At 63.4% G+C, this 24,246-nt stretch carries 17 protein-coding genes; 9 read left to right on the forward strand and 8 right to left on the reverse strand.

The features are described 5' to 3' along the window. Positions 1-408 precede the first annotated feature (408 nt). From G3480_RS05730 to G3480_RS05755, 6 genes are all read right to left on the reverse strand, one after another. Positions 409-1,092 carry a hypothetical protein gene (locus G3480_RS05730; protein ID WP_240905612.1) on the reverse strand — a complete coding sequence of 228 codons (684 nt, stop codon included), beginning with the start codon at positions 1,090-1,092 and terminating at the stop codon, positions 409-411. 29 nt (positions 1,093-1,121) lie between these two features. Further along, entirely contained in the window at positions 1,122-2,120 is a 999-nt protein-coding gene (locus tag G3480_RS05735; RefSeq protein ID WP_338114069.1) for a lysophospholipid acyltransferase family protein, read from the reverse strand. Next, positions 2,089-6,126 (reverse strand): translocation/assembly module TamB domain-containing protein, encoded by a 4,038-nt coding sequence (locus tag G3480_RS05740; RefSeq protein ID WP_164652713.1) that lies wholly within the window; start codon positions 6,124-6,126, stop codon positions 2,089-2,091. Before G3480_RS05740 ends, G3480_RS05735 begins: the two co-directional genes overlap by 32 nt. Then, the gene (locus G3480_RS05745) at positions 6,123-7,868 is read right to left on the reverse strand and encodes an autotransporter assembly complex protein TamA (protein WP_164652748.1); all 1,746 of its coding nucleotides are present in this window, start codon (positions 7,866-7,868) and stop codon (positions 6,123-6,125) included. Before G3480_RS05745 ends, G3480_RS05740 begins: the two co-directional genes overlap by 4 nt. Positions 7,869-8,177: 309 nt before the next feature. Beyond that, entirely contained in the window at positions 8,178-9,158 is a 981-nt protein-coding gene (gene glk / locus G3480_RS05750; RefSeq protein ID WP_164652714.1) for a glucokinase, read from the reverse strand. 617 nt (positions 9,159-9,775) lie between these two features. Next, positions 9,776-10,111 carry a sulfur globule protein CV3 gene (locus G3480_RS05755; RefSeq protein ID WP_240905614.1) on the reverse strand — a complete coding sequence of 112 codons (336 nt, stop codon included), beginning with the start codon at positions 10,109-10,111 and terminating at the stop codon, positions 9,776-9,778. A gap of 799 nt (positions 10,112-10,910) precedes the next feature. Here G3480_RS05755 and G3480_RS05760 point away from each other — a divergent pair. Then, positions 10,911-11,645: a glutathione peroxidase gene (locus tag G3480_RS05760; RefSeq protein ID WP_164652716.1), complete on the forward strand. Its 735-nt coding sequence runs from the start codon at positions 10,911-10,913 to the stop codon at positions 11,643-11,645. 188 nt (positions 11,646-11,833) lie between these two features. Further along, positions 11,834-13,210 (forward strand): glutathione-disulfide reductase, encoded by a 1,377-nt coding sequence (gene gorA, locus G3480_RS05765; protein ID WP_164652717.1) that lies wholly within the window; start codon positions 11,834-11,836, stop codon positions 13,208-13,210. Positions 13,211-13,532: 322 nt separating this feature from the next. On the opposite strand, the gene G3480_RS27620 is transcribed toward gorA, so the two are convergent. Further along, complete coding sequence (locus tag G3480_RS27620) at positions 13,533-13,700, reverse strand: hypothetical protein (RefSeq protein WP_167752457.1); 168 nt, start codon at positions 13,698-13,700, stop codon at positions 13,533-13,535. An 811-nt stretch (positions 13,701-14,511) separates the two neighbouring features. On the opposite strand from G3480_RS27620, the gene metG reads away from it, so the two are divergent. The 7 genes from metG to G3480_RS05800 all read left to right on the forward strand — a co-directional run bounded on the left by metG (position 14,512) and on the right by G3480_RS05800 (position 21,990). After that, a complete protein-coding gene (gene metG / locus G3480_RS05770; protein WP_164652718.1) occupies positions 14,512-16,557 on the forward strand; it encodes a methionine--tRNA ligase in 2,046 nt (681 codons plus the stop codon). A gap of 189 nt (positions 16,558-16,746) precedes the next feature. Beyond that, positions 16,747-17,328 carry an electron transport complex subunit RsxA gene (gene rsxA, locus G3480_RS05775; RefSeq protein ID WP_164652719.1) on the forward strand — a complete coding sequence of 194 codons (582 nt, stop codon included), beginning with the start codon at positions 16,747-16,749 and terminating at the stop codon, positions 17,326-17,328. Positions 17,329-17,340: 12 nt separating this feature from the next. Beyond that, entirely contained in the window at positions 17,341-17,901 is a 561-nt protein-coding gene (rsxB, locus tag G3480_RS05780; RefSeq protein WP_164652720.1) for an electron transport complex subunit RsxB, read from the forward strand. A 14-nt stretch (positions 17,902-17,915) separates the two neighbouring features. After that, positions 17,916-19,502 (forward strand): electron transport complex subunit RsxC, encoded by a 1,587-nt coding sequence (gene rsxC / locus G3480_RS05785; RefSeq protein WP_164652721.1) that lies wholly within the window; start codon positions 17,916-17,918, stop codon positions 19,500-19,502. Positions 19,503-19,595: 93 nt separating this feature from the next. Beyond that, entirely contained in the window at positions 19,596-20,636 is a 1,041-nt protein-coding gene (gene rsxD, locus G3480_RS05790; RefSeq protein ID WP_164652722.1) for an electron transport complex subunit RsxD, read from the forward strand. Further along, positions 20,633-21,280, forward strand: a complete 648-nt coding sequence (rsxG, locus tag G3480_RS05795; protein WP_164652723.1) for an electron transport complex subunit RsxG — start codon at positions 20,633-20,635, stop codon at positions 21,278-21,280. The genes rsxD and rsxG overlap by 4 nt, the downstream gene beginning before the upstream one ends. Next, positions 21,280-21,990, forward strand: a complete 711-nt coding sequence (locus G3480_RS05800; RefSeq protein WP_164652724.1) for an electron transport complex subunit E — start codon at positions 21,280-21,282, stop codon at positions 21,988-21,990. Before rsxG ends, G3480_RS05800 begins: the two co-directional genes overlap by 1 nt. 1 nt (position 21,991) lies before the next feature. On the opposite strand, the gene G3480_RS05805 is transcribed toward G3480_RS05800, so the two are convergent. Next, entirely contained in the window at positions 21,992-24,097 is a 2,106-nt protein-coding gene (locus tag G3480_RS05805) for an ATP-binding protein (RefSeq protein ID WP_164652725.1), read from the reverse strand. Positions 24,098-24,246: the final 149 nt, after the last annotated feature.

The following is a 24,246-nucleotide window of genomic DNA, read 5'->3' on the forward strand; positions in this document are numbered from 1 at the left end:
CGGCTGCGGAATCGGGAGAACGGTCCCTTTCGCCCCGCTTTTTCGTTACATAGAACCACTATGCGCCTCAAAACCGGAACGAAATGGCCTCGCTCTCCCACTTCCTCGCTTCGATCCCCCCAAGTCGGACAGGCTCCTAGAAAACGCGGCCAGCCACCAAGCCGGACGGGGCGCAGCGCGTAAACTAGCGAGGCTTCGCCTCAGACCGACGAGTCATACCATCGGGATCGCTATCGGAATCGGGATCGCTATCGTCGGTTCGATCCCGATCCCGATCCCGACGGCCTTGGATGGTCGGACGCTGCATCGAAATTTGACTCATCTGCAAGCATTTTGCGCCCTCAAGGACCCTAGGAGACTGGTCGATGCGATGAGCGACGCCAAAGGAGCGCAATCGACCAAGCACCATCAGGCCCGCACCACCCGAACTCGACGCCCTCCAGGACTCATCGCCTCGCCGCTCGCCAAGCGCTCGGCCAGCGGCGCCAGATCCGGGCGGCGATCGAAGATCACCAGCCAGCCCTGCTCCAGACCCAGGCCGGCGAGGTAGACGTCGAGTTGCTCCAGCCCCTCCCGTAGCGGATCGCTTGCGCTCGGACGCCAGACCTTGAGTTCGATCCCCAGGGTCACCCTGCGGTAGCGCAGGCAGAGGTCCATGCGCCCGGAGCCGATGGCGTACTCGCGCTCGAGCGTGCCCTCGCCGTTGACCACCCGCTGCAGGAAGGCCATGAGCACCAGGTGCGGTGCAATCTCGTGATAGGAGGTGCTGCCGAGCAGCGGCTCGCCATGCCGACGCCAGAAGGCGAGGAAGGCGTGGAGCAGGGCCTCGGGGTCGAGGTCTCCCGTGGGCGTGAGCCAGCTCGGACTGATCCGCGGCAATGAGTCCTGAGGGGCACTGGCGAGCATGCGCGGCAACACCTCGCGGTAGATAGGGTTGGCCACCACGAGCCCGCCGCCATCGGCACGACGCAGCAGCCCCAGATCGATGAGGTAGTCGCGGTCGTCGATCGGCACCTCGCCCAGGGCGGTGCCGGCCAGCATGGGCTCGATGACGCGACGCACACGCGCCTCCCGCAGTTTGTCGGCCAACATGGTAGCGGATCCGCCATTGAGCGAGGCTCCTAGGCGCTCCGTCCCCCTTCCTGCGCCCCCATCTCCGGCTTCGCCCGCTTTCGGCGCCGACGCTTGGGCGGATAGATCGGCGGCTCTCCGGGCGGGCGGGTCTTGAAGCGACGATGCACCCAGAAATACTGCTCCGGCATGCTCGCGATGCGGGCTTCGATGACCGCGTTCATGCGGGCCGTATCCCGCTCGGCATCCCCACTCGGGAAGTCGGCGAGCACTGGATCGAAGATCAACTCCAAGCCACGCCCCCAAGGGAGAAAGCGCGCGAAGGTCGGGATGACGACGGCACCGGCCATGGAGGCAAAGCGCCCGAGCATGGGCACCGTCGAGGTGGGCACACCGCAGAAGGGCACGAAGATACCGCGGCGCCCGCCATCCTGGTCCGGCAGATAAAAGAAGGGCGTGCCCTGCTTCATCTCGCGGATCAGCCCGCGCAGGTCGTCCTGGCGCTCGACGGACAGGCTGCCATATTGCTGTCGTGCACGGCGAATTTGATGGTCGACGACGGGATTGCGGATCTTCTGGTACATGTAGATGCCGGAGTGCACCAGAGCGGTGAAGGCCGCGCCGCCGAGTTCGAGCCCGATGAAGTGCGGCACCAAGACGATAATGGGCCGACCTTCAGCGATGCAGGCGTCGATGATCTCTCGGTTGCGGATGCGCACCAGCCGGCTCAAGCGCTCTCGCGACGCCCCCCAGCCGACACCTTGCGCGAGGGCGGCAACCCCGAGCCAGCCAAAGTGCGCGATCATGATGCGCTCGCGCTCCCAGCCGCCGAGATGAGAGAGACAGCACTGGAGATTGCGCCGCGCGACGACGCGGCGCGAGCCGGCCAGGAGGTAGCTCAGACGCCCCAGAACGCCGCCGAGCGCCCAGATCAGGGGAAAGGGCAAGCGACCAAGGGCGAAGATGACGCCGATGCCGAGCCAGCTCGGCCAATGCCTCGGATGCAGCAGCGCGGGATCAGTTTTCGAACTTGAAGTAGATGTCCGCACCCTGGCTGTCACCTGTCTCCGTCTGTAGCTCGATGTTACGCGAGAGGTCATAGCGCAGCTTGACTTTGTTGGCCTCGTCGCCGAGTCCGCTCTCGTACTCCATGTAGATCTTGGGTGCGACATAGGTCCCCATGGACAAGCCAGCCCTGTCCGCCTGATCGTTCCCTGATGGTGGGATCCCCGTCACGAGGTACTTGGTGATCTCGGCCTGCGTCATGCCAGGATCGCTTTCGGAGAAGAAGGCGAGCTTGGGGTTGCGGATGCTCCCAAGGACACGCACACCGGCTGTTGTATCGCCGCCGTCACGCTCTGCCTGAAGCAAGAGGCCGGGATTGTCGATGGGGCTCTTGGCATAGATCAAGCGACCCTGTGTGATCTTGAGCGGCGCGCCCAGCTCGGCCGCAAGCCCGAAGCCACCTGAGATACGGTACTCACCCTCTTGGATCTGCAGCTGGCCGTCACCGAGCATGTCCTTGCCGGGCGCCTGCAAGATGGTCAAATTACCAGCCAAGCGGCCACGCACACCGAAGGCGTCGATGGTGACCTCATTTCCCATGACGACACTGAGATCGATCGAGAGCGGGTAAGGCGGCGCTGGCTCCTTCGCCTCCAAAGTCACGTCGGGCGAGGGCGAGACCGTGCCGGCAGGGACCGAGCGGGGCCGAATCCGCGCCTCCGGGATGCGCACCTCGCCGCGAATCGCAGCCCCCTTGGTCCCGGCTTGGATGTCGATCTTCGGCGAGATCAGGGCGAAGTATTCCTTGGTGTCGGCCACCTTGAGTTTATCGCCCTGGATCTTGATCTCGGCCGTATAGTCACTCCCTCGCAAACCTCCGGCGCCTGTGATGTTGAGACGTCCGCCGCCAATAAGGCCGCCGCCTTCGATGCTGAGCTGGTCCAAGGTCGGCGCCCGCGCGGTCAGGCTGAGGTCTTTCACCCGCAGGCCAATCAAGGGAACCTCGAAACCAATGCCCTTGATCTCGGCGAGCCCCTTCACGCCCGGCTGGGCGAGGGTTCCGCCCAATGTCAGATCGGCATCGATCCCGCCGCTCAGTCCGTTCAGCTCAGGGGCCATATCGGCGATGAGCGAGAGGTTCTGGACCTTGGCCATCAGTCCTCCGCGCAAGGACTGCCCCGGACGAGCCGGATCATCGAGACGCCAGCCCGGCAGGCTCAGCGCGCCGTTCACCTCGCCGATCTCTTTGAGCGGCAGACCCAGCTTGGCGGACAATCCGCTCCCACCAGCATCGACGCTGAGCCGCGTGGTCGAGAAGTCCAGTTTCTGGCGCTTGCCCTTGCCGATGTCGACGCTCACCACGCCTGCGGGGATCTCGGCGACAGCAGTCCCGGTCAGCGTTGGCCCCTTGGCCGTAAAGCGGCCCTTCACACGCGCCAAGCCATCCGCCGTAAGCTTCTCCGGCAAGAGCCCTTCGAGCAGCGCAAAATCCAGCTTGTCCAGATCCACGCCCGCGGTCCATTGCCCGGATTGCGGCTGCGTGAAGTCAAGACAACCGCCCGAGCCGCCGGCATGCCGCAGGCACAGCGGCCCCGCTGCAATCTTGGGCGGCTCAAAGCTGATCGGCATGGCACGCTGCAGCGCCCAGGCGCCGAACTCGGGCGTGCTCAGATCCAGGGTCGTGAGCTGACCATTGTAGGCACCGCCGTCCTTGAGCCCCCCTGAGAGCGCGAGCTTGGCGGAGAGTTGCTCGCCGTTCAGGGCGACGGAAAGCTGGTGATCGGGCAGCGCACCATCGCCGCGGATCGCGACACTGTCCCATTGCAGGCCGCCCGCACTCAAATCCTTACCCTCGAGCCGCACGGCGAAGCGTCCGTCCGTGCCCAGCCCAACTTCCGCGTCTCCCGTCAGACTAGCGATCCCATTCCCGGCCAGGGCCACACCCTCAAGGCTCAAGTCCAGCTCGACATCCGGGGCATCCAGCGCGCCGCGCACCTTACCCTGAACGTCGATGCTCCCCGTGGCCTGCGGCAAGACGCTCGCGAGATCCGGTGAGATCAGGGCGAAGTCGAGGTCCAAGGCATCGGCGACGGTGCCGTCGACCCGGAGCTTGCTCGGACCGGATTCGGCCGCTAGGCCCTCGATGCGCGTCGTCTTGCCTTCGATAGAAATCTTGCCCTTGGCACCGATCGGATAGCCCCGCAGCCTTCCCTGGATCTGCTCGATGACGGCAACGAGGCTCGGACCGCCCTCCTGGAGCAGACCTTGGGTCCTGACCTTCCCGTCGATGCGTCCGGGCCATTCAGGCGCATAACTGCCGGGATTGACGCCCGCGATGCTGAGTTCAGCGTCCCAGCCGATCTGCGGATCCAGATCAACCTTGGCCTGGCCTTGGATACGCCCCTCGAGGATATCCAGGCGCAGGGTCTCGACGCGCGTTTGCTTGAGGTCGCCGTCGCCGACCAAGGTCAGACTGGCCGGAGGCAGACCGGGACCCGAGGTCGTGGTGATCAGGTCGTAGTCGAATTGCTCTAGGCTGCCCGCTGTTTGTAGATTGAGCGCGACCCGATCATCCAGCCCCGCGACAAAGCTGCCGGGGTTGAGGTCGTTGCCGCGCAGCTGGAAGTCCCACTTCAGCTCGGGCGCCCAAGCCAGACTCCCCGCGCCCTCGACGACGCCTTCCAGCGTGTCGATCTTGAGCTGCTCGAGCTTGGTGCTCTGCGCCGTGCCCTGCCCTTCCACGGCGATCTTGGCGCTCGGAAAGCTCGGGCCGGCAGCCAAGGCATCGAGCGAATAAGCAAAGTCCTCAAAGGTGCCAGAGGCGTCGACCTTGCCCTCGGCAGACTCGGCCAGGACATCTCCGCTCAACGGCCAGCGCAGCCGCTTCCACTCACCCTGGAAGGCGAACCGGCCTGGCGTGGGATTCAGATCCAGCTCACCCTGTGCATCGAGTGCGGCCTGCGAAACCTGCTCGGTCATCTCCAGCTTGCGGATGCTGAGGCGCTGCTCCTGCCATAACAGGTCGAGGACGAGGGCGAGATGACCGAAATCCGGGAGATCCGGGGCGCGCGCGTCCAGCGTTCCAGACAGGGTCGCTGCGTCCAGGCTGCCGCTGGTCTTGAGTTCGGCGCTGGTCTCCACGGCGGGGAGATCCGGCTTGAAGTCGGGCAGAACGACCTTGAGGACCTTGACCGACCCCGTCCAGGCCGGCCGTTCGAGAACGTTCGTGACCTCGGCGTCGACATCCACGTCCGCCGAGCCGCGCACCTGGTGCGTCAGGGTCAGTCGCTTGAGATCGCCGCCCAGCTGCCCCTCGCCCTTGAGACGGGCGTCTGGCGGCAAATCGAAGGTCCACTGTAGGTCCAACCCGAGCGGATAGTCGTCGCTCAGCCGCGCCTGGCCCTGCGCATTCGCGGCAAGCTGCGGCTGCTCCAGCAAGACCTCCAAGGCGGAAAGCTGGAGTTCGCTGCCTTCCAAGGCCGCGCTCAAACCAGCGTGCTCCAGGACGAACATGGGCGCCTCTGCGCCTTGCTGGAAGATCCGCAGCCGATCGACCGACGCCTGCTGAAGGTCGAATCGAATGGGGATGGCGATGTTGGGCAAGACGAAGGGCTCCTCATCCTTTTGCGCAGCAGGCCCCAGCGTCACCTCGATATCCCGTGCCGCGAGCTGCTCCACGGCGACCACGCCCCGAAAGAGGGCTGCGGGCGACCAGTCGAGATCGAAACCACCGACAGCGACCTGCGTCGTCGGCAGATGCAGCTCGAAACCCTCCAAGTGCAGCCGGCCGAGAACGCGACCCTCGGCGACCTGGATCTTCATCAGACCAGGCGCCGCCCGATCGGCCAGCGAAAGGGCGGTGCGCAGCCCCTGCTCGGTGCCGAGAAAGTAGAAGAGCACGCCAAACACCAAGATCAATAGCGCCAGGATGGTCACACCCAGCCAGCGCAGGAGGCGCCAGCCAAGCGCTTTCTTCGGCCGCGGGCTGGCTTCGGCCTCTGACGGTGAATCCGGTCGCTCCTCGGTAGGGGACTCAGTGGTTTCGCTCATAGATCCGGTCCAATCACGACATGTAGCCTGGCCGGTGGAAGCCCCTCATAGTCGCCATCGTCCTTGGTGAGCGCGAAGGCCACATCGATACGCACCGGACCAATGGGCGAGGCCCAGCGCAGACCGACACCAACGCTCTGCTCGAATTTCTGCTCATACTCTGGATCGAAGGCGTTGCCGAAATCCGTGAAGACTGCGGCGCTCCAGGGCCCCTTGATGCGCCGCTCCAGCTCCAGGCTGCCGACCGCGAGATAACGGCCGCCAACCGTGTCATCGGTCACCGGTTCGTTGGGGCCCAGGACATCGAAGCCCCAACCGCGAATGGAGTTATCGCCGCCGGTGTAGAAGCGACGACTCGCGGGCAGGTCGTCGACACTCTCTGCCCAGGTCGCGCCAAGATCGGTTCGGGTGATGAAGCGATAGTTCTCGCTGAGTCGCTTGACCCATTTGAATTGGACCTGACCGCTCAGGTAGGACACCTCGGAAACAAGCCCCTGGACTGTGCCCAGGAGGCTGTACTTGAGTCGGTATCCATTGTTGGTGTTGATGGGGTCATCGGCGACCGTCTTGGACCAGGAGATGTTCGGGACGAGCTCGTTGGTCGCGCCGAGCGAATCCGCGCTGGTCTCGAGGTCGTCGTAGAGGTAGTCGATACCGATGTTGCGGCGCCAGCCACCCGGCGTGACCGTGGAGTGCGCCGCCTGCAACGCATTGACCCAGCCTTTGCGGGTCGTCGTGTCGTATCTCGAGGAAGTCGGCTTGATGATGATGTACTCGCGCGTTGGATCCCGGATCGGAATGCGATAGTCAATCTCCAGCGAGGAGAGCGCTGGCGCCAGACTCAGCTCGGAGCGCAGCTTGTGGCCCCAGCGATTCAGGTAGCGCCGCCGATAGTCCAGCGTCAGACGCGGGCCGACGTTCGTCGCATAGCCGAGACCAATGCGATACTGGTTCGCCATGTTGCGCTTGGCGATGACCTCGATCGGCACCTCATGGTCCGGCCCGGCCGCGTCCTTGTCGGGAATGATCTCGACATCCTTGTAATACTCGCTTCCCAGCAGCCGGCCCTGCAGTGCCATGAGTCGGTCGGGATCATAGACGTCACCGGACTTGACCTTCACATAGCCCTGCAAGAAGTCCTCGTCGAGCAGATCCTGCTGGAAAGTCACCTTGCCGATACGGTACTGCGGGCCTGTCTCGATGTGGAAGACGATGTGCGCATCATAGGCCACGGGGTCGATCAACACCTGATGCCGGGTCAGCTCGTAGTCCAGAAAGCCTTCGGAAGAGGCGGCATAACGGATGTCGGACTTGGCCTTTTCGTAGCTCGAGTGCAGCAGCACGTCCCCGACCTTCATGGGGAAGGTCTTGGGAAACGTCGGATCTTCCGCGCCTTCGCCCGTCACCTGATAATCGACGCTTGCCACCTTGACCGGCTCACCAGGCGTGACGCGATAGGTCGCGGTCCAGGTGCCTTCTTCGCCTGGAGGCTCCTGAAGATCGTCCTTGACCTCAACCCTGTAAAGCCCGAAGGGCGCCAGGGCGTCGCGGATCTCATCAGGCGCGACGCGATGCAATGCCAAGACACGCGACGGCGTCAAGGCTGCGTCATCGCGCTCTCGGTAGATATCCAGGAGCGCCAGGACGTTGGCCTCCTGCGCGCCCTGAAGGCCCTGCACGCGGACATCGAGCTTGAGCGCCAGGGCTGGGGAAGCGACCAGGGCCGCGCCGATAAAAAGCAGGAGCTGCCATCCGGTCCGATGACTGCGGGCGAGGTCCGAACCTGAGGGGACGGGTTTGTTATTGGCCTGTTCACCAACGAAGGATCCATATGTCACGCTGACATCCTGGCTGAGGTCATACCGTCGCTCCAGTCTAACTTGGGGCCAACCAAGCCGCGACCGACATGAGCGCCCTGGACAGCGGCGAAGCCCGTCCGACTCCCGCGTTCGCAAGCGCGCAGAGCTGAGAGGTCAGGATAGCGCATGCCAGCACGCCTTGACCGATGAAGGGAGTAGGTCACTTGAGCAAGCCAGGGTCTCTTCGAGCAGCTACTGCGACGTTGTGAAACGTGCCGCACCGAACAGCGGCGTATGGGGCTGGAGAATCACCCTGACCGGCATGCGACGCATAAGCGAGCCCATGCGACCCTTATCGAAAAAGCCTTCGAGGAAACTCCCCTTGCGCAACAGCGCGAGATTCTTGAGTGCGATCCCGCCACCCAGATAGACACCGCCGAGCGCCATGTGCTTGAGCGCCACATTGCCCGCTTCCCGCCCGTAGAATCGCATGAAGAGATCCATGGCCTCGGCGCAGAGCGAGCAGCGCCCATCGACCGCGGCCTGAGCCACAGCGGCCGCCGTATCCCCACCCTCCTCGATCGCCTTGCGAATCCAGGCTGGCTGGCTAGCCCCGTGACGCAGCAGCAGAAACTCATAGATGTTTGCGATGCCAGGACCGGAAACCAGGCGCTCCCAGCTAACGCGACCATAGCGCCGCTTCAGGTGTGTCAGCAGGGCGAACTCCAGATCGTCGACCGGCGCGAAGTCCGAGTGCCCGCCCTCGGTCGCGAAGGCATGGTGATAGAAGCCGTCCCAAAACAGCCCGGCCTGACCGAGCCCGGTACCAGCGGCGACCACGCAGGCATTCCCCTGATTCAAGGCATCGCCAGGGTGTATCTCGGCCAGGTCCTGCTTCTCGAGCACCGCAATTCCCCAGGCGACGGCCTCGAGATCGTTGAGCAGTTCCACCCCAGCAAAGTCAAAGCTGTGCTCCAGGGCATCCGCATCCAAGGCCCAAGGAAGATTCGTGGTCTCGGAGCGCCGGTCCTGTACGGGACCAGCCACCGCGAAGGCGGCGAAACGGCAGCTGAACCCGGTTTCGTTCAGATAGTGCTGGACGATCTGATCAAAGGTCGCGAAGGAAGCGCTGGGGTAGCGCCTGAGCCCGGAGAGATCGACGTGTTCACCGTCCGTGTCCGCGACACCCAGTGCTGTCTTGGTTCCACCGATGTCACCCACCAACAAACGCATATCCTGTCTCCAAGTCTCTAGCGAGGCTTCGCCTCAGACCGACGAGTCATGCCATCGGCCTTGGATGGTCGGACGCTTCATCGAAATTTGACTCATCTGCAAGCATTTTGCGCCCTCAAGGATTCTAGGAGCCTGTCCGACTTAGGATGAATCGGCTGCGGAATCGGGAGAAGGGTCCCTTTCGCCCCGCTTTTTCGTTACATAGAACCACTATGCGCCTCAAAACCGGAACGAAATGGCCTCGCTCTCGCACTTCCTCGCTTCGATCCCCCCAAGTCGGACAGGCTCCTAGTTGGCAAGCAACGGCTCGCCTTCGCCTGGCTACGAGAGGCCGCAAATCAGACGGGAGATGATAGCAAGTTGCGGGAGCAGCGGTGAAATACCCGCGCGTTCGAGCGCGAGCCCATGCATGCGCGGCAGGCAAAGCCTTGCGGGCAGAGCGACAGAGAGCCAACGCCGGCGATCAAACGGCAGGACGAGGCCGCCTGGTCTCCGCCTCCGAGCGTCAAGCCGGGTCAAGACGCTGAGCAGGACTCAAAGATGGGTTTGGGACATCGAGGATGGCGGGGCATCCTTGCCCCGAGCAGCACAACGCGGTGGATCCGCGCGTCCTGGACCTACTTTGAGGAGGTCGCGCTTTGCGGCGTCGTCACGGCTGGGTAGCCATACGCGGGATAGCCATACGCGGGATAGCCATAGCCCGGATAGGCGAGCCCAGGATAGCCATAGACCGGGCCACCCCAGCCGTAGTAAGGCACGCCATAGCCGCCGTAGGGACCATAGCCGGACCAAGGCCCGCCCCAAGGTCCACCACCCCAAGGTCCACCACCCCAGGGTCCGCCACCCCAAGGACTGAACCAGTCGAAGGGTCCCCAGCCCCAGAAGGCGTTGGCAGGCATGGCGCCAAGCGTCGAGACACCGGCAATGGTAGCGGCCAGTAAAAGCGGCTTCATCGTCATTTTCTCGTTCCTCGCTTTAGACTGTCTCAAGGCGATGCGAACACCACGAGTTCAGGCTCGGCGTCCGCTCCAAATCGGAGCACCCATCTTCCGATGCTTCCGCGAGATCGACGCGCTCAGGGCGCCGACCGCCACCGCAGGTCCGTTGCAGTCATCACCCGAAGTCCGGCAGCTGGAACCGCAAGGCACAATGGAGACTAAGAACAACAAAGGCGGGGTCCGCGCGGACTCTTTCATACTCAGTGCGGGTGAGCCCTGGTGCCGGAAGATCAAGATTGAGACCCTTCGTAGGCTTCGCGTTCTTTGCAGCTCAACTGAACTTTATGCAGCTCAACTGATCTCGAGTTCGGATCATGGAAGACCGCTCCGCAAGATGCTGTCACGCTCACTCGGAGCAGCGACCGCAGACAGAAGTTAGGCTGGAAGTCGGCAAATGACGTTGACCTAAATCAATAGTCGCTAATATAGAAGCGCGAGCGCCACAGCTTCAACTGAGCCCCGCGTATCGGCGCTCGCGCCCTGCCCGATCGGATCTCCGCCCTTGACGGAATCGTCTGCCGCTTCAGCCAAGCTTGATTCGCCGCACAAAGGCCACACCTGGCGTGGCAGATTAGCGCAGCGAGAAACGATCGTTGACAGCTATCACCGTGATATTAACAATCCATTTCACAGATGAGCTATCCCGCCCTAATCTTAGTCCCAAGCAAGACGCAACGAGCGGCAAGCCAAGACACCAAACACCATCGTCGCACCACAACAATCAACCACAACCTTCAGCTTAAGGAGTTTGAATATGTTTGAAGATCGCACTGGAAGCCGTGTTCCCAAGGTCACCTTCCACACCCGCAAGGGGCACGAGTGGGTCGATGTCACCACAGATGAGATCTTCGCCGGCAAGACCGTCGTCGTCTTCTCGCTGCCGGGCGCCTTCACACCGACCTGTTCTTCCTCGCACGTGCCGCGCTACAACCAGCTCACGCCCCTGTTCAAGGAGCATGGTGTCGATGAGGTCGTCTGTGTCTCCGTCAACGACACCTTCGTCATGAACGAGTGGAAGCAGTCGCAAGACGCGGACAACGTCACCTTCATCCCAGACGGCAACGGTGACTTCACCGCTGGCATGGGCATGCTGGTCGATAAGGACGCGCTCGGATTCGGCAAGCGCTCTTGGCGCTACTCCATGCTGGTGAAAGACGGCGTGGTCGAGAAGATGTTCATCGAGCCCGACGTCGAAGGCGACCCCTATGAGGTCTCCGACGCGGATACCATGCTCGCCTACATCGCGCCGCAAGCGCCGAAGCCGATGGACGTCGCTGTCATGAGCCGCGATGGTTGTCCCTTCTGCGCCAAGGCGAAAGAAGCACTGAGCAACGCCGGCATCGACTTCGAGGAGCTTGTCCTCAACAAGGACTATACGGAGCAGGGGCTGCGCGCCATGACCAATGCGAACTCCGTCCCCCAGGTCTTCGTCAATGGCGATCTCATCGGTGGATCCGAGGCGGTCGAGGCCTGGCTGGCCGCGCGTTAATCGCCGATCGATCCGTCGATCTTTGAAATTGGCGCCCTCCCCCTGATCCAGGGCGGAGGGCGCTTTCGCTTGAGGCATGCGAGCCGAGGCTGGAATACCCTAGGGTCGAGACCGCCCGCGCGAGCATGATCCGCCGGGGATAGCAGCGGATTCACCTGCGATTCGGAACAATTGAGAGGTTGAGCAACATGAGTCAGCATTTCGACTTGATTGCCATCGGTGGCGGCAGCGGCGGCCTGGCCGTGGCCGAGAAGGCGGCCCAGTTCGGCCAACGCGTCGCCATCGTCGAGGGCGCCAAGCTGGGCGGAACCTGCGTCAACGCCGGCTGCGTGCCGAAGAAGGTCATGTGGTATGCCGCCCACCTCGCGGACGCGATCACGGACGCACCGGATTTCGGCGTGCGCGCCAGCTCCGAAGGGCTCGACTGGGAGAAGCTGGTCGCGGGCCGCAACCGCTATGTCGCCAATATCAACACCTACTGGGACGGCTATGCCGACCGGCTCGGCATCACCCGCATCGACGGCTTCGCCCGTTTCGTAGACGCACAGACCATCGCCGTCGGGGATCAGCACTACAGCGCCGCTCATATCGTGATCGCTACCGGCGGCCGCCCTATCGTGCCCCGCATGCCCGGCCACGAGCTAGGCATCACTTCGGACGGCTTCTTCGCGCTGGAAAAACAGCCCAAGCGCGTCGCCATCATCGGCGGGGGCTACATCGGCGTGGAGCTGGCGGGCGTCCTGAGATCCTTCGGAACCGAGGTCACCACCGTCGCCCTTGAAGACCGCGTGCTGTGGCAATTCGACCCCTTGGTCAGCGACACGCTCAGGGAGAACATGGAGGCTGCGGGCATCCAGGTACACTTGGAGTTCGAGGTCGCCAGCCTGGAGCGCGAGTCGTCCGGGCTCACCATGGCCGCCAGCGATGGACAACGCCTGAGCGGATTCGATCAAGTCATCTGGGCCGTGGGGCGCGCACCGAACACCCGTGATCTCAATCTCGAGGCGGCGGGCGTCGAGGTGCAGGGCAACGGCATCATCCCAACGGACGCCTATCAGCGCACCAATGTCGAGGGGGTCTACGCACTCGGCGACATCACCGGACGCGACCCGCTGACGCCGGTCGCCATCGCCGCCGGACGCCGGCTGGCCGAGCGCCTCTTCAACGACAAGCCGGAGTCGAAGCTGGACTATGCCGACATCCCGACCGTCGTCTTCGCCCACCCGCCCGTCGGCAAGGTCGGACTGACGGAGCCAGAGGCCCGCGAGCGCTACGGCGACACCCTGACCGTCTACGAGACCAGCTTCACCCCGATGCGCTATGCGCTCAACGCGCACGGCCCCAAGACGGCGATGAAGCTCGTCTGCACCGGCCCAGAGGAGCGCGTCGTCGGCATTCACCTCATTGGCGACGGTGTCGACGAGATGCTCCAAGGCTTCGCCGTCGCCCTGAAGATGGGCGCGACCAAGGCCGATTTGGATGCCACCGTCGCCATCCACCCCTGCAGCGCAGAGGAGCTGGTGACCATGAAGGAGCCGGTGAGGCGCCCCGGCGAACACGCCTGACCGCCGTGGGAGCGGCCGCCCGATCGCGGCGGGGCGCCGCTCCCACCTCGCACTGCCTGACGGAGGCGCGATGCCCATTCAACCGAGTGGGCGATGCCATGATCAACGCCCTTTTCGGTTGACGCTTCTTTGAGGCTACACCTGCCGAAACGGCGCAGTCGATAGCGGTCACCCCAGCGTCCCGATCCCGCATCCGGCGGGCCTCATCAAGGGTCGCCGGGGGCCGGAAAGGTTCATGCCGGGAGTCGGCCGAGCAGTCGACGGCGCTAGACCGAGGCAAGATCTCTTGAGCCCAAGCCCCTACCGCCGATCGCGGCCGGGTTCAGGAAGGGGTGTCTGTATCGGCCGGCGGTGGCACAGTTGGTTCTGGACTGTCCTTCGCTTCTGGATTTTCCCGCGAGCCTACCTTGCGCTGGCGCTTTTCCTCTTTCTTAGCCTTTTTTGCCAGATCTCGCTGGCGCTTCTCGAACGCGTAATTGGGTTTTGCCATCGGGTGCCTCTCTCGGGGAATCCTTGAATGTCACGATTGTACGGCACTTCTCTTGCTATTCCCCAGGCGCTTTCGCCGAACCCCTAGACCCGATGGCCGAAAAAGACCCCGCCCGCCGACTGCCAACTCAGCGAAACCAGTGCTTGATGCGCGGGCGGCGAATGCCAGAGATTGACGCCTTCCTGGCTGCGGAAGCGCGGAATTGGTTGCGTGCACTTTTTGTGACCTTCACAGCCCGGATCCTTCGTCACGACTGAAGCCCCGTGCAGCACTTCGCACCAAAGTCACAGAGGCATTCACCCTAGATCCGACGCTTGGGCTGACTCCAGGGTCCAGCCTGATGTCTGGCAAGGCGCATTGTGCAGCCGGTAGGGTGGACGAGCGAGAGCGAAGTCCACCGAATCCCGCGTCGGCGTTGGTGGACTGCGCTGCGCTTGTCCACCCTACGGAAGACGACTGGCCGAAACGATCATCGACCCCGGCAAAGCGCATTGAGCAGTGACTTCTTCTAAATCAGCATTTTGCGTGATACACGAAGGACAGAAAACCGCAAAGCCACGCCCAAACAAGGCTTTGAACTCGCCGCTAATAAGGGCCATTTCCTGGGCTCAACACCTATCGGTTTCCCGAAATCAACCGGAACAGCCGCTCCAAGCCTGCGTAGCCAGGCCATCCTGGCCTGGTTTGCCAGGGCTGGAAGCCCTGGCTACATAAAACCGATAGGTGGTGAGCTTTCTTGGGTCAGCGATAGCCCACAGTTTTGCTCTCATGAGATACTTCGAAGATTTTTCCGCCCTGGATAGACAATCCAATGACGCAAGCTCGCAACATTCTCATCACCAGCGCCCTCCCCTACGCCAACGGCCCCATCCACATCGGTCACCTCGTCGAGTACATCCAGACAGACATCTGGGCGCGGTTTCAGAAGATGCGGGGGCAGAATTGCTGGTACGTATGCGCTGATGATGCGCACGGGACGCCGATCATGCTGCGGGCGCGCCAGGAAGGGATCTCTCCGGAGGAGTTGATCGCGCGCGTTGCGGAGGAGCATCAGGCGGACTTTGCGGCCTTTCGCGTCGGTTTCGACAACTACCACTCCACGCATTCCGAGGAGAACCGGTACTTTTCAGAGCTGATCTACAGCCGCAACCGCGACAAGGGACACATCTCGAAGCGGATGATCACCCAGGCCTATGATCCGGTCGAGCAGATGTTCCTGCCGGATCGCTTCATCAAGGGCGAATGCCCCAAGTGCGGTGCGGCAGATCAGTATGGCGACAACTGCGAGGCTTGTGGTGCCAGCTACTCGCCGGCCGAGCTGAAGAATCCGCGTTCAGCGGTCTCCGGTGCGGTGCCCGAGCAGCGCGAGTCGGACCACTACTTTTTCCGTCTTAGTGACTTCGAGGAGATGCTCAAGCAGTGGACGCGCGGCGGCGGACTCCAAAAGGAGGTCGCCAACAAGCTCGACGAGTGGTTCGACGCCGGCCTGCAGGAGTGGGACATCTCACGCGATGCGCCCTACTTCGGGTTCGAGATCCCGGATCACCCCGGTAAGTTCTTCTATGTCTGGCTCGATGCCCCCATCGGCTACATGGCGAGCTTCAAGCATCTGTGCGACCGCACCGAGGGGCTCGCCTTCGACGACTTTTGGGGCAAGGACTCCGATGCGGAGCTCTATCACTTCATCGGCAAGGACATCATCTACTTCCACGCGCTGTTCTTCCCGGCCATGCTGCACGGGGCGGACTTCCGCACGCCCAAGGCCATTTTTGCGCACGGCTTTCTCACCGTGGATGGTCAGAAGATGTCGAAATCGCGCGGCACCTTCATCAAGGCGCGCACCTACCTGGACCATCTCAATCCGGAGTATCTCCGCTACTACTTCGCCGCCAAGCTCGGCCCCGGCGTCGACGACATCGACCTCAACCTGGAGGATTTCACGGCGCGGGTGAATGCCGACCTGGTCGGCAAGGTCGTCAACATTGCCAGCCGCTGCGCCGGCTTCATCGGCAAGCGCTTCGGCGGGCGGCTGTCGGCCTCCCTGTCGGAGCCTGCGCTCTTGAGTGCCTTCGTCGAGGCAGGCGATCCCATCGCAGACGCCTATGAGCGCAGAGAGTTTGGCCGCGCCGTGCGGGAGATCATGGCGCTCGCCGATCGCGCCAATCAGTACATTGATGAAAAAGCACCCTGGGTCATCGCCAAGCAGGATGGCCGGGATGCAGAACTCCAGGATGTCTGCTCCATGGGCATCAACCTCTTCCGCATCCTCATCGGCTACCTCAGGCCGATCTTGCCGGGCACTGCGGCGGATGCCGAGACCTTCCTGCGTGTGGAGCCCCTGTCTTGGGAGGCGCTGAGCACAGCATTGCTCGACCATGAGATCGCGCCCTTCAAGCCACTGATGACGCGCGTCGATCCCAAGCAGATCCAGGCGATGCTGGAAGCATCCAAGGAAGACCTCAGCGCATCGGCGGCGGCACCATCCAGCACCGAGACATCCAACCCTCACCTGGAGCGCGACCCGATCGGCGAGACAGTCGACTTCGAGACCTTTGCGAAGACCGACCTGCGCGTCGCCCTCATCCGCGACGCAAAGTACGTCGAGGGAGCCGACAAGCTGCTTCAGCTGACGCTGGACCTCGGCGGCGAGACCCGCAACGTCTTCGCTGGGATTCGCTCGGCTTACGAGCCCGAGTCGCTGGTCGGGCGCATGACAGTCATGGTCGCCAACCTTGCCCCGCGAAAGATGCGTTTCGGCATCTCCGAAGGCATGGTGCTGGCGGCTGGCCCAGGCGGAAAGGAGCTGTTCATCCTGAGCCCGGACTCTGGAGCAGAGCCAGGGATGAAGGTGAAATAGCGTCCAATCCAGCCCTTGGGCGCCGACGCGGTCGCTCCGATCGGGAGGGCCGCAAGCGGAATACCTCGAATAACCTTACGGTGTTTCGGTTGTAGCCCTCAGCCGTGCGTCGTATGCTTCGGCGCCTTGCGCTCGCGCGGCGTTTTCACGCACGCACCTTTAGTCCCTGCTCTCTGATTCCTCGATCGCATGACTGAATACGCCCTCATCCTGGTCGGCACGGTACTGGTCAACAACTTTGTGCTGGTCAAGTTCCTTGGACTCTGCCCCTTCATGGGCGTCTCCAAGAAGCTCGAGACCGCCACGGGCATGGGCTTGGCGACGACCTTCGTGATGACGCTCTCGTCGGTGATCTCCTGGACTGTCAATGAATACGTGCTCGAGCCCCTGGACATCGGCTATCTGCGGACCATTTCCTTCATCCTGGTGATCGCCGCCGTGGTGCAGTTCACCGAGACCGTCATGCGCAAGACGAGTCCGATGCTGTACCAGCTACTGGGCATCTTTCTACCCTTGATCACGACCAACTGCGCCGTGCTCGGTGTCGCCCTGCTCAATCAGCAGGCACAGCACACCTTGCTGGAATCGGCCTTATACGGCTTCGGGGCCGCGATCGGGTTTTCGCTGGTGCTCGCGCTCTTCGCGGCGATTCGCGAGCGCGTCGCCGTGGCGGACGTGCCCGAGCCCTTCCAGGGAAGTGCGATCGCGCTCATCACGGCTGGCCTGATGTCGCTGGCCTTCATGGGCTTCGCCGGCCTGGTCGCAAGCTGAGACCGCCCCGCCATGCTTGCCGCCATCTTCGCCATCGCCGGGCTCGCCGCCCTTTTCGGAATCTTGCTCGGCTACTCGGCGATCCGCTTCAGGGTCGAGGGTAACCCCATCGCCGATCAGATCGACAAGATTCTGCCGCAGACGCAGTGCGGGCAGTGCGGGCATCCGGGCTGCCGCCCCTACGCCGAAGCCATCGCCCGGGGCGAGGACGACATCAACAAGTGCACCCCGGGAGGCGAGGCGACGGTGCTGGCCTTGGCCGACCTGCTCGGGCGCGAGCCGGTCAGCCTCGACGCCGAAGAGAAAGAACCGGCAGTAGCGCAAATCGACCCGAAGGCTTGCATCGGCTGCACGCTTTGCCTGCAAAGCTGTCCAGTGGACGCCATCATCGGCGCGGCCAAGCAGCTCCATGGCGTCCTGGCGGCGGAGTGCACCGGCTGCGAGCTGTGCCTGCCGCCCTGTCCGGTTCAGTGCATCAGCATGGTGCCTATCCCCGAGGAGATCGGGCGTTGGCGATGGCCCTACCCGAGCGCGCAGCCGAAGGGCACTGACGCCATGGCCGAAGCCGCCTAATCGGAGCCTCGCCCTTGTCCATCGTTCATCTGTTATCCGGTAAGCGACGTCTGTGGAAGTTCCACGGCGGCATTCATGTGCCCGATGAGAAGGCGCTGTCAAACGCCTGCGCCATCGCGACCATGCCCTTACCCAAGCGCCTGGTCATTCCGCTGCAGCAGCACATCGGCGCGCCGGCTCGCCCCTTGATCAAGGTCGGCGACGGCGTCCTCAAGGGACAGACGATCGCCGAGCCGAGCGGCTTCATCAGTGCGCCGGTGCACGCCTCCAGCTCGGGGACTGTGGTGGCGATCGAGTCGCATCCCGTCGCCCATCCCTCGGGCCTCTCCGCGGTTTGCGCCATCATCGAGCCCGACGGAAAAGACGCCTGGAGCGAGCTTCCGCCGCCGCTGCCGGACTACCCCCAGCTCGATCCCGCCCTGATCCGCGAGCGCATCCGTTGGGCTGGCGTGGTCGGCATGGGCGGCGCGGCCTTCCCCACGGCCGTCAAGCTCTCTCCCGGCATTGAGCGCACCATCCAAACGCTCGTCATCAATGGGGCCGAGTGCGAGCCTTACATCACCTGCGACGACCGACTGATGCGCGAGCGTGCCGCACATATCCTCGAAGGCGTGCGCATCATGCACCATCTCCTCGGTGTCGCCGAGGTGCTGATCGGCATCGAAGACAACAAGCCCGAGGCCATCGCGGCGATGCGCCTCGCGCTCGCCGACACGGATATGGGAAGCTACACCGAGGTCGTCTCCATCCCGACGCTCTATCCGAGTGGCGGCGAGAAACAGTTGATCCGCATCCTGACCGGCAAGGAGGTGCCCACCAAGGGCATTCCGGCCCAAGTCGGCATCGTCTGTCAGAACGTCGGTTCCGCCGCGGCGGTGGCGGACGCGGTGCTGGAGGGCAAGCCGCTGATCTCACGCGTCATCACGGTCACCGGGCGAGCAATCAAACATCCACGCAACCTCGAGGTCCCGATCGGCACCAGGGCCGAGGATCTCATCGCCCACTGCGACGGCTACCAAGAAGCCCCACGCAAGCTCGTCTGCGGCGGTCCCATGATGGGATTCGAACTCAAGCAGCCCAGCGTGCCGGTGACCAAATCGACCAACTGTTTACTGGCGCTAACGGCCGTGGAGAGCCCGGACCCGGAACCGGCCCTGGCCTGCATTCGCTGCGGCCGCTGCGCCGAGGCCTGTCCCGCCAAACTACTGCCGCAGCAGATGTATTGGTACGCCCGATCCAAAGACCTCGATCGCATCCAAGACTACAACCTCTTCGACTGCATCGAATGCGGCTGCTGCGCCCAGGTCTGTCCCAGCCATATCCCCCTTGTCCAGTATTACCGCTACGCCAAGACGGAGATCTGGGCCCGCGAGCAGGAGCGCAAGAAATCTGAGCTTGCCCGCACCCGGCACGCGGCCAGGCAAGCGCGGCTCGAGCGGCAGGAGAAAGAGCGCCAGGCGCGACTGCGCAAGCAGAAGGCCGCCTTGGCGGCGAAGCAACCAGACGGCGCCGAAGGTGCAGATACCAAGAAGGCCGCCATTGAGGCGGCCAGACAGCGCGCCGCCGCCAAGAAGGCCGCAACGCAAACCCAAGCAACCTAGGCGGGCCGACCATGCGCCAAGGGCGCATCCCCAGGACAGGTCACCCAGCCGCGAGCCGCAACGCCCTCATTTGCCCGTTCACAGCATCCGCCTATGAAGAGCACCATCGTTTCCTCGCCCCACGTCCCGCGTATCAACCGGGTCGACCAGATCATGCTTCAGGTGCTGCTGGCCTTGGTGCCCGGCATCGCCGCCATGACCTGGTTCTTCGGCTGGGGCGTGCTCATCAACGTCGTGCTGGCCGTGACCTTTGCCGTCACTGCGGAGGCGGCGGTCATGGTGCTCCGCGGCCGCCCCCCCTTGGTCGCGGTTGGCGACCTGAGCGCCGTGGTCACGGCCGTGCTCTTCGCCATCGCGGTGCCACCAACCCTGCCCTGGTGGCTCACCCTGCTGGGGATCCTCTTCGCGATCGTCCTCGTCAAACAACTCTACGGCGGCATGGGTTACAACCCCTTCAATCCGGCGATGGCCGCCTATGTCTTCCTCTTGATCTCCTACCCCGTGGCCATGACCACCTGGCTCGCACCCAGCATGCTGGCCGAGCACAGCTTTTCCTTCATGGAGTCGCTGCGGGCCATCCTCACCGGCGTCCTGCCGCCCGGCCTCGACTGGGACGGGGTCTCCTCGGCCACGCCGCTGGACGAGATGCGCGGCAAACTGGATCTCGACATGACCATCGCGGAGATCCGCCAAAGTCCGCTCTGGGGCAGCTTCGGCGGTCGCGGTTGGGAATGGGTCGGGAACTGGTTCCTGCTCGGCGGACTCTATCTTCTGTGGCGGCGCGTCATCACCTGGCACATCCCGGTCTCCATGCTGACGGGGCTCCTGGTCTGCGCGGGGATCTTCTGGGTGCTCGATCCGCAGACGCATCCCTTCCCGGCCTTCCATCTCTTTAGCGGCGCGGCCATCTTGGGTGCCTTCTTCATCGCTACGGATCCGGTCACCGCCTGCACGACCAAACGCGGACAGGTGATCTTCGGCGCCTTGATCGGCGTGGCCGTCTACGTCATCCGCAGCTGGGGCGGCTACCCAGACGCGGTCGCCTTTGCGGTGCTGCTGATGAACATCGCCGCGCCGACGATCGATTACTACACCCAGCCACGCGTATTTGGACATGGCGGAGAACGCGGATGAAAACCAAATCCATCTTGCTCGCCGGATTCGTGCTCGGGGCCTTCGCCGTGACTGGCGTCACCCTGGTCGCACTGACGCACAAGGCCGTCGACGGTCGCATCGCCGACAACCAGTACCAGGCCATGAAGCGCAAGCTCGACACCATCCTGCCGGCACAGCGCATCGACAATGATCCGCTCCAAGACAGTGTCCAGGTCAGCGCGCGTGACTATCTGGGTGCCGAGACCACCCAGGTCTATCGAGCACGCAAGGGCGAAGACCCAGTCGCCGTCGTGCTCGAGCCCGTCGTCCCGGACGGCTACGCCGGCCCCATCAAGCTCCTGGTCTCCGTGATGCACGACGGCACCATCGGCGGCGTCCGCGTCATCTCGCACCATGAAACGCCTGGGCTTGGCGACAAGATCGAGGAGACCAAGTCTGCTTGGGTGCTGGAGTTCAACGGAAAGTCTTTGCACAACCCGCCGCTCGAGAAATGGGGCGTCAAGCGCGACGGCGGCGAGTTCGACCAGTTTACGGGCGCAACCATCACGCCAAGGTCCATCGTCAACGCGGTAAAGAACGCCCTCATCTATGTCGATCAAGAGGGCGAGGCACTCTTCAAGGCGAAGCCGGCCGCGCCGGCGCAAGCGCAGGAGCGCACCTGATGTCCGCGCCGCCAAGCTACAGGAGCATCGTGGGAGAGGGCATCTGGAGCAACAATCAGATGCTGGTCGCCCTGCTCGGCCTCTGCCCCTTGTTGGCGACGACCACGTCGGCAACGAACGGGCTCGGCATGGGGTTGGCCACCACGGCGGTCATTGCCTGCTCGAACGGCACCGTCTCACTGGTGCGGAATCTGGTGCGTCCCGAGATCCGCATCCCCGTGTTCGTCCTGGTCATCGCCTCCTTCGTGACCTTGGTCGAGCTGATCATGCAGGCCTATTTCTACGAGATGTATCTCGTGCTCGGCCTCTTCATCTCGCTTATCGTCGTGAACTGCATGATCATCGGCCGAGCTGAGGCCTTTGCCTCCAAGAACCGCGTCGACCGCGCCCTGGTGGACGGACTCGCCGTTGGCCTTGGTGCCACGCTGGTGCTAACCACGCTGGGTGCGCTGCGCGAATTCGTTGCCCAAGGGACGATCTTCTACCAGGCCGATCTGCTGCTCGGCGAGGCCGCCAAGGGGCTGACGATCAGCCTGGGAGAAGACTATCAGGGCGCGCTGATCGCCATCCTGCCTCCAGGTGCCTTTATCGGCCTGGGCCTCATGATCGCGCTCAAGAACAGCATCGATAAGCTCGTCAAAGGTCTCAAGGCGGCTCCGAAGCCAGCCCCAGCCGCTCCAGCACCCTCGGTAGAAACCGCTGCGACTTGAGTCACGGGAGGGGTGCCTGGGCCAGGGTCTCAAGCACCCGGCGCAGCTCGGCGGGCCGGACGGGCTTGCTCAAGAAGTCGTCCATGCCAGAGGCCAGGCAGCGCTGACGCTCTTCTTCAGAGGCGTTTGCGGTCAAGGCAACGATGGGCAACCGACGCTCGCCTTGTGCCGCGCGACAACGGCGGGCGAATCCGAATCCATCGAGTCTTGGCATGTGGAGATCGACGAGCGCCAGCTGATAATCGCCTTGCAGTGCCGCGGCCAGGGCGGCTTCACCGTCCCGGAATCGGCTGTGCTCGACACCGAGCTTGGTCAGAAAGGTGGTCAGCACCTTGGCGGCAATCTCGTTATCTTCGGCCACCAGCACCCGGACGCTCGCGACCTCAGACTTGCCGGCCGTCATGACCCCGACCTTTGCCGTCGCATCGTCCGCGCCAGCAACCCCCGGCAGGTCACGGCCCGCAAGACGCAAGACACTGAGCACCAGCGGCTCGGGCAAGAAGGGCTTGCTCAACACCTCGACATCCGCCACCGCCAACCTTGGCCTACTACCAACGTAGAAGAGCGCAAGGCAGGGAATCGATGCCCCGAGGCCCGCGCGGAGCTGATCCACTTGCGCGGAAAGATCCAACCCCGGGGCGCTATCCCCAAGAATGACGACATCCGGCCGCGCCCGCCCGGCAGCGAGCGACCACGCCCCCGCAATGACCTCAGTGCTCGCTCCCTCACGCCCTAAGATCGCCATCAAGAGGCCGCGTTGCCTCGCATTCGACTCGACAACCAGAATGCGCAGCCCGCGCAGCCGCCGATCAGAGGCGCTCGCGGAGCCTTCGGGCGCTTGCGCCAGCAAAGGCAGACGTGCCTGGAAGCGGCTGCCGCGGCCTTCCTCACTCGTCACCTCCATCTCGCCCCCCATCAATCGCGAGAGGTTGCGCGCGATGGCGAGCCCGAGACCGCTGCCGCCGAAGCGGCGCGTGGTCGATGCATCGACCTGAGTGAATCCCTCGAAGAGCGCATCCAGCTTATCGGCAGGAATCCCGATCCCGGTATCCCGCACCTCCAGCAGGAGGTGGGGCCGATCCAAGTTCGCAACGGAAGTGGCGACGCTCAGTCGCACCTCAACCTCGCCGCTCTCGGTGAACTTGATCGCATTGCCGAGCAGGTTGAAGAGGATCTGACGCATCCGCAGCGGGTCGCCGCGCAGGCTTCGCGGCACATCCGCGTCGACCCAGCAGATGAGATCGAGCCCTTTCTCTCGCGCACCCGCTGCCAGGATCTCGCAAACCTCGCGTGTCAGCTCCTGCGGATCAAAGGGGATCCTCTCCAGGGCCAGCTTGCCCGCCTCGATCTTCGAAAAGTCCAGCACATCGCCGATCAAGGCATCCAGTGTCGCACCAGAGCGGCGGATGGCCCCGACGTAGTCGCGCTGCTCGGCGTCAAGCTCGGTCTCTTCGAGCAAGCTTGCCATGCCGCTCACGCCACTCAGCGGCGTGCGTAGCTCATGCGTCATGAATGCCAGGAAGTCACCCTTGGCACGATTGGCACGCTCGGCGTCCTCGCGCGCCTGCTGCAGCTGGCGCAGCAGCGAGGCCTGATACCAGGGCAACAAAATCAGCAGCAGCAGGAAGAAGCCGGCCTCGAAGGGGTGCTGCCGCCACTCGTCCAGTTGGATCAGAACCAGATTGTAGGCGACGACGGCAACGACCGCCGCCAGGGCCAAATGCCCGCGCCCGAAGCGCGTTCCCGCCGAGATAAAGATGAGGATGTAGAGCAGATAGAAGGGACTGATCGCATCCTGGGTGATGAAGATGGCTAGACTGGCCACGATCACGTCCAGACAGAGGGCGAAATAGCGTCTAGCGGGCCAGTCGCCCCGCTGCAGCACGCTTGCCAGCAGCACCAAGCTCGCGAAAAAGTGCGTGACGAAGATGGTGAGGAAGTAAGCGAGATCGACCTGGTAGTAGCCGGACCAAGCACCGACGCCGATGTAAAGGGCGCCGAGCAGGTTGGTCAGTATGCGCACCACGGCCGACTGCAGTTCGGGGTTCGCCCGCAGTCGGCTCAGCATGGATGAGTCGAGGAATCTAGCGAGTCCGAAATTCTTCATGGCCGCCCTCCCTGGCTAACGCATCGATGCCCAAACGCGCGGCAACTTGCGGGCTATCGAGTTGAATCTTCGTGATATATTAGGAGATCATTTCTCACTAATGGTATCCGGGTCAAGCCGCCCGCGTCCTGAAGATAACGAAAGAGAAC

The sequence above is a fragment of the Thiorhodococcus mannitoliphagus genome (assembly GCF_010915725.1).
Classification (GTDB): Bacteria; Pseudomonadota; Gammaproteobacteria; order Chromatiales; family Chromatiaceae; genus Thiorhodococcus; species Thiorhodococcus mannitoliphagus.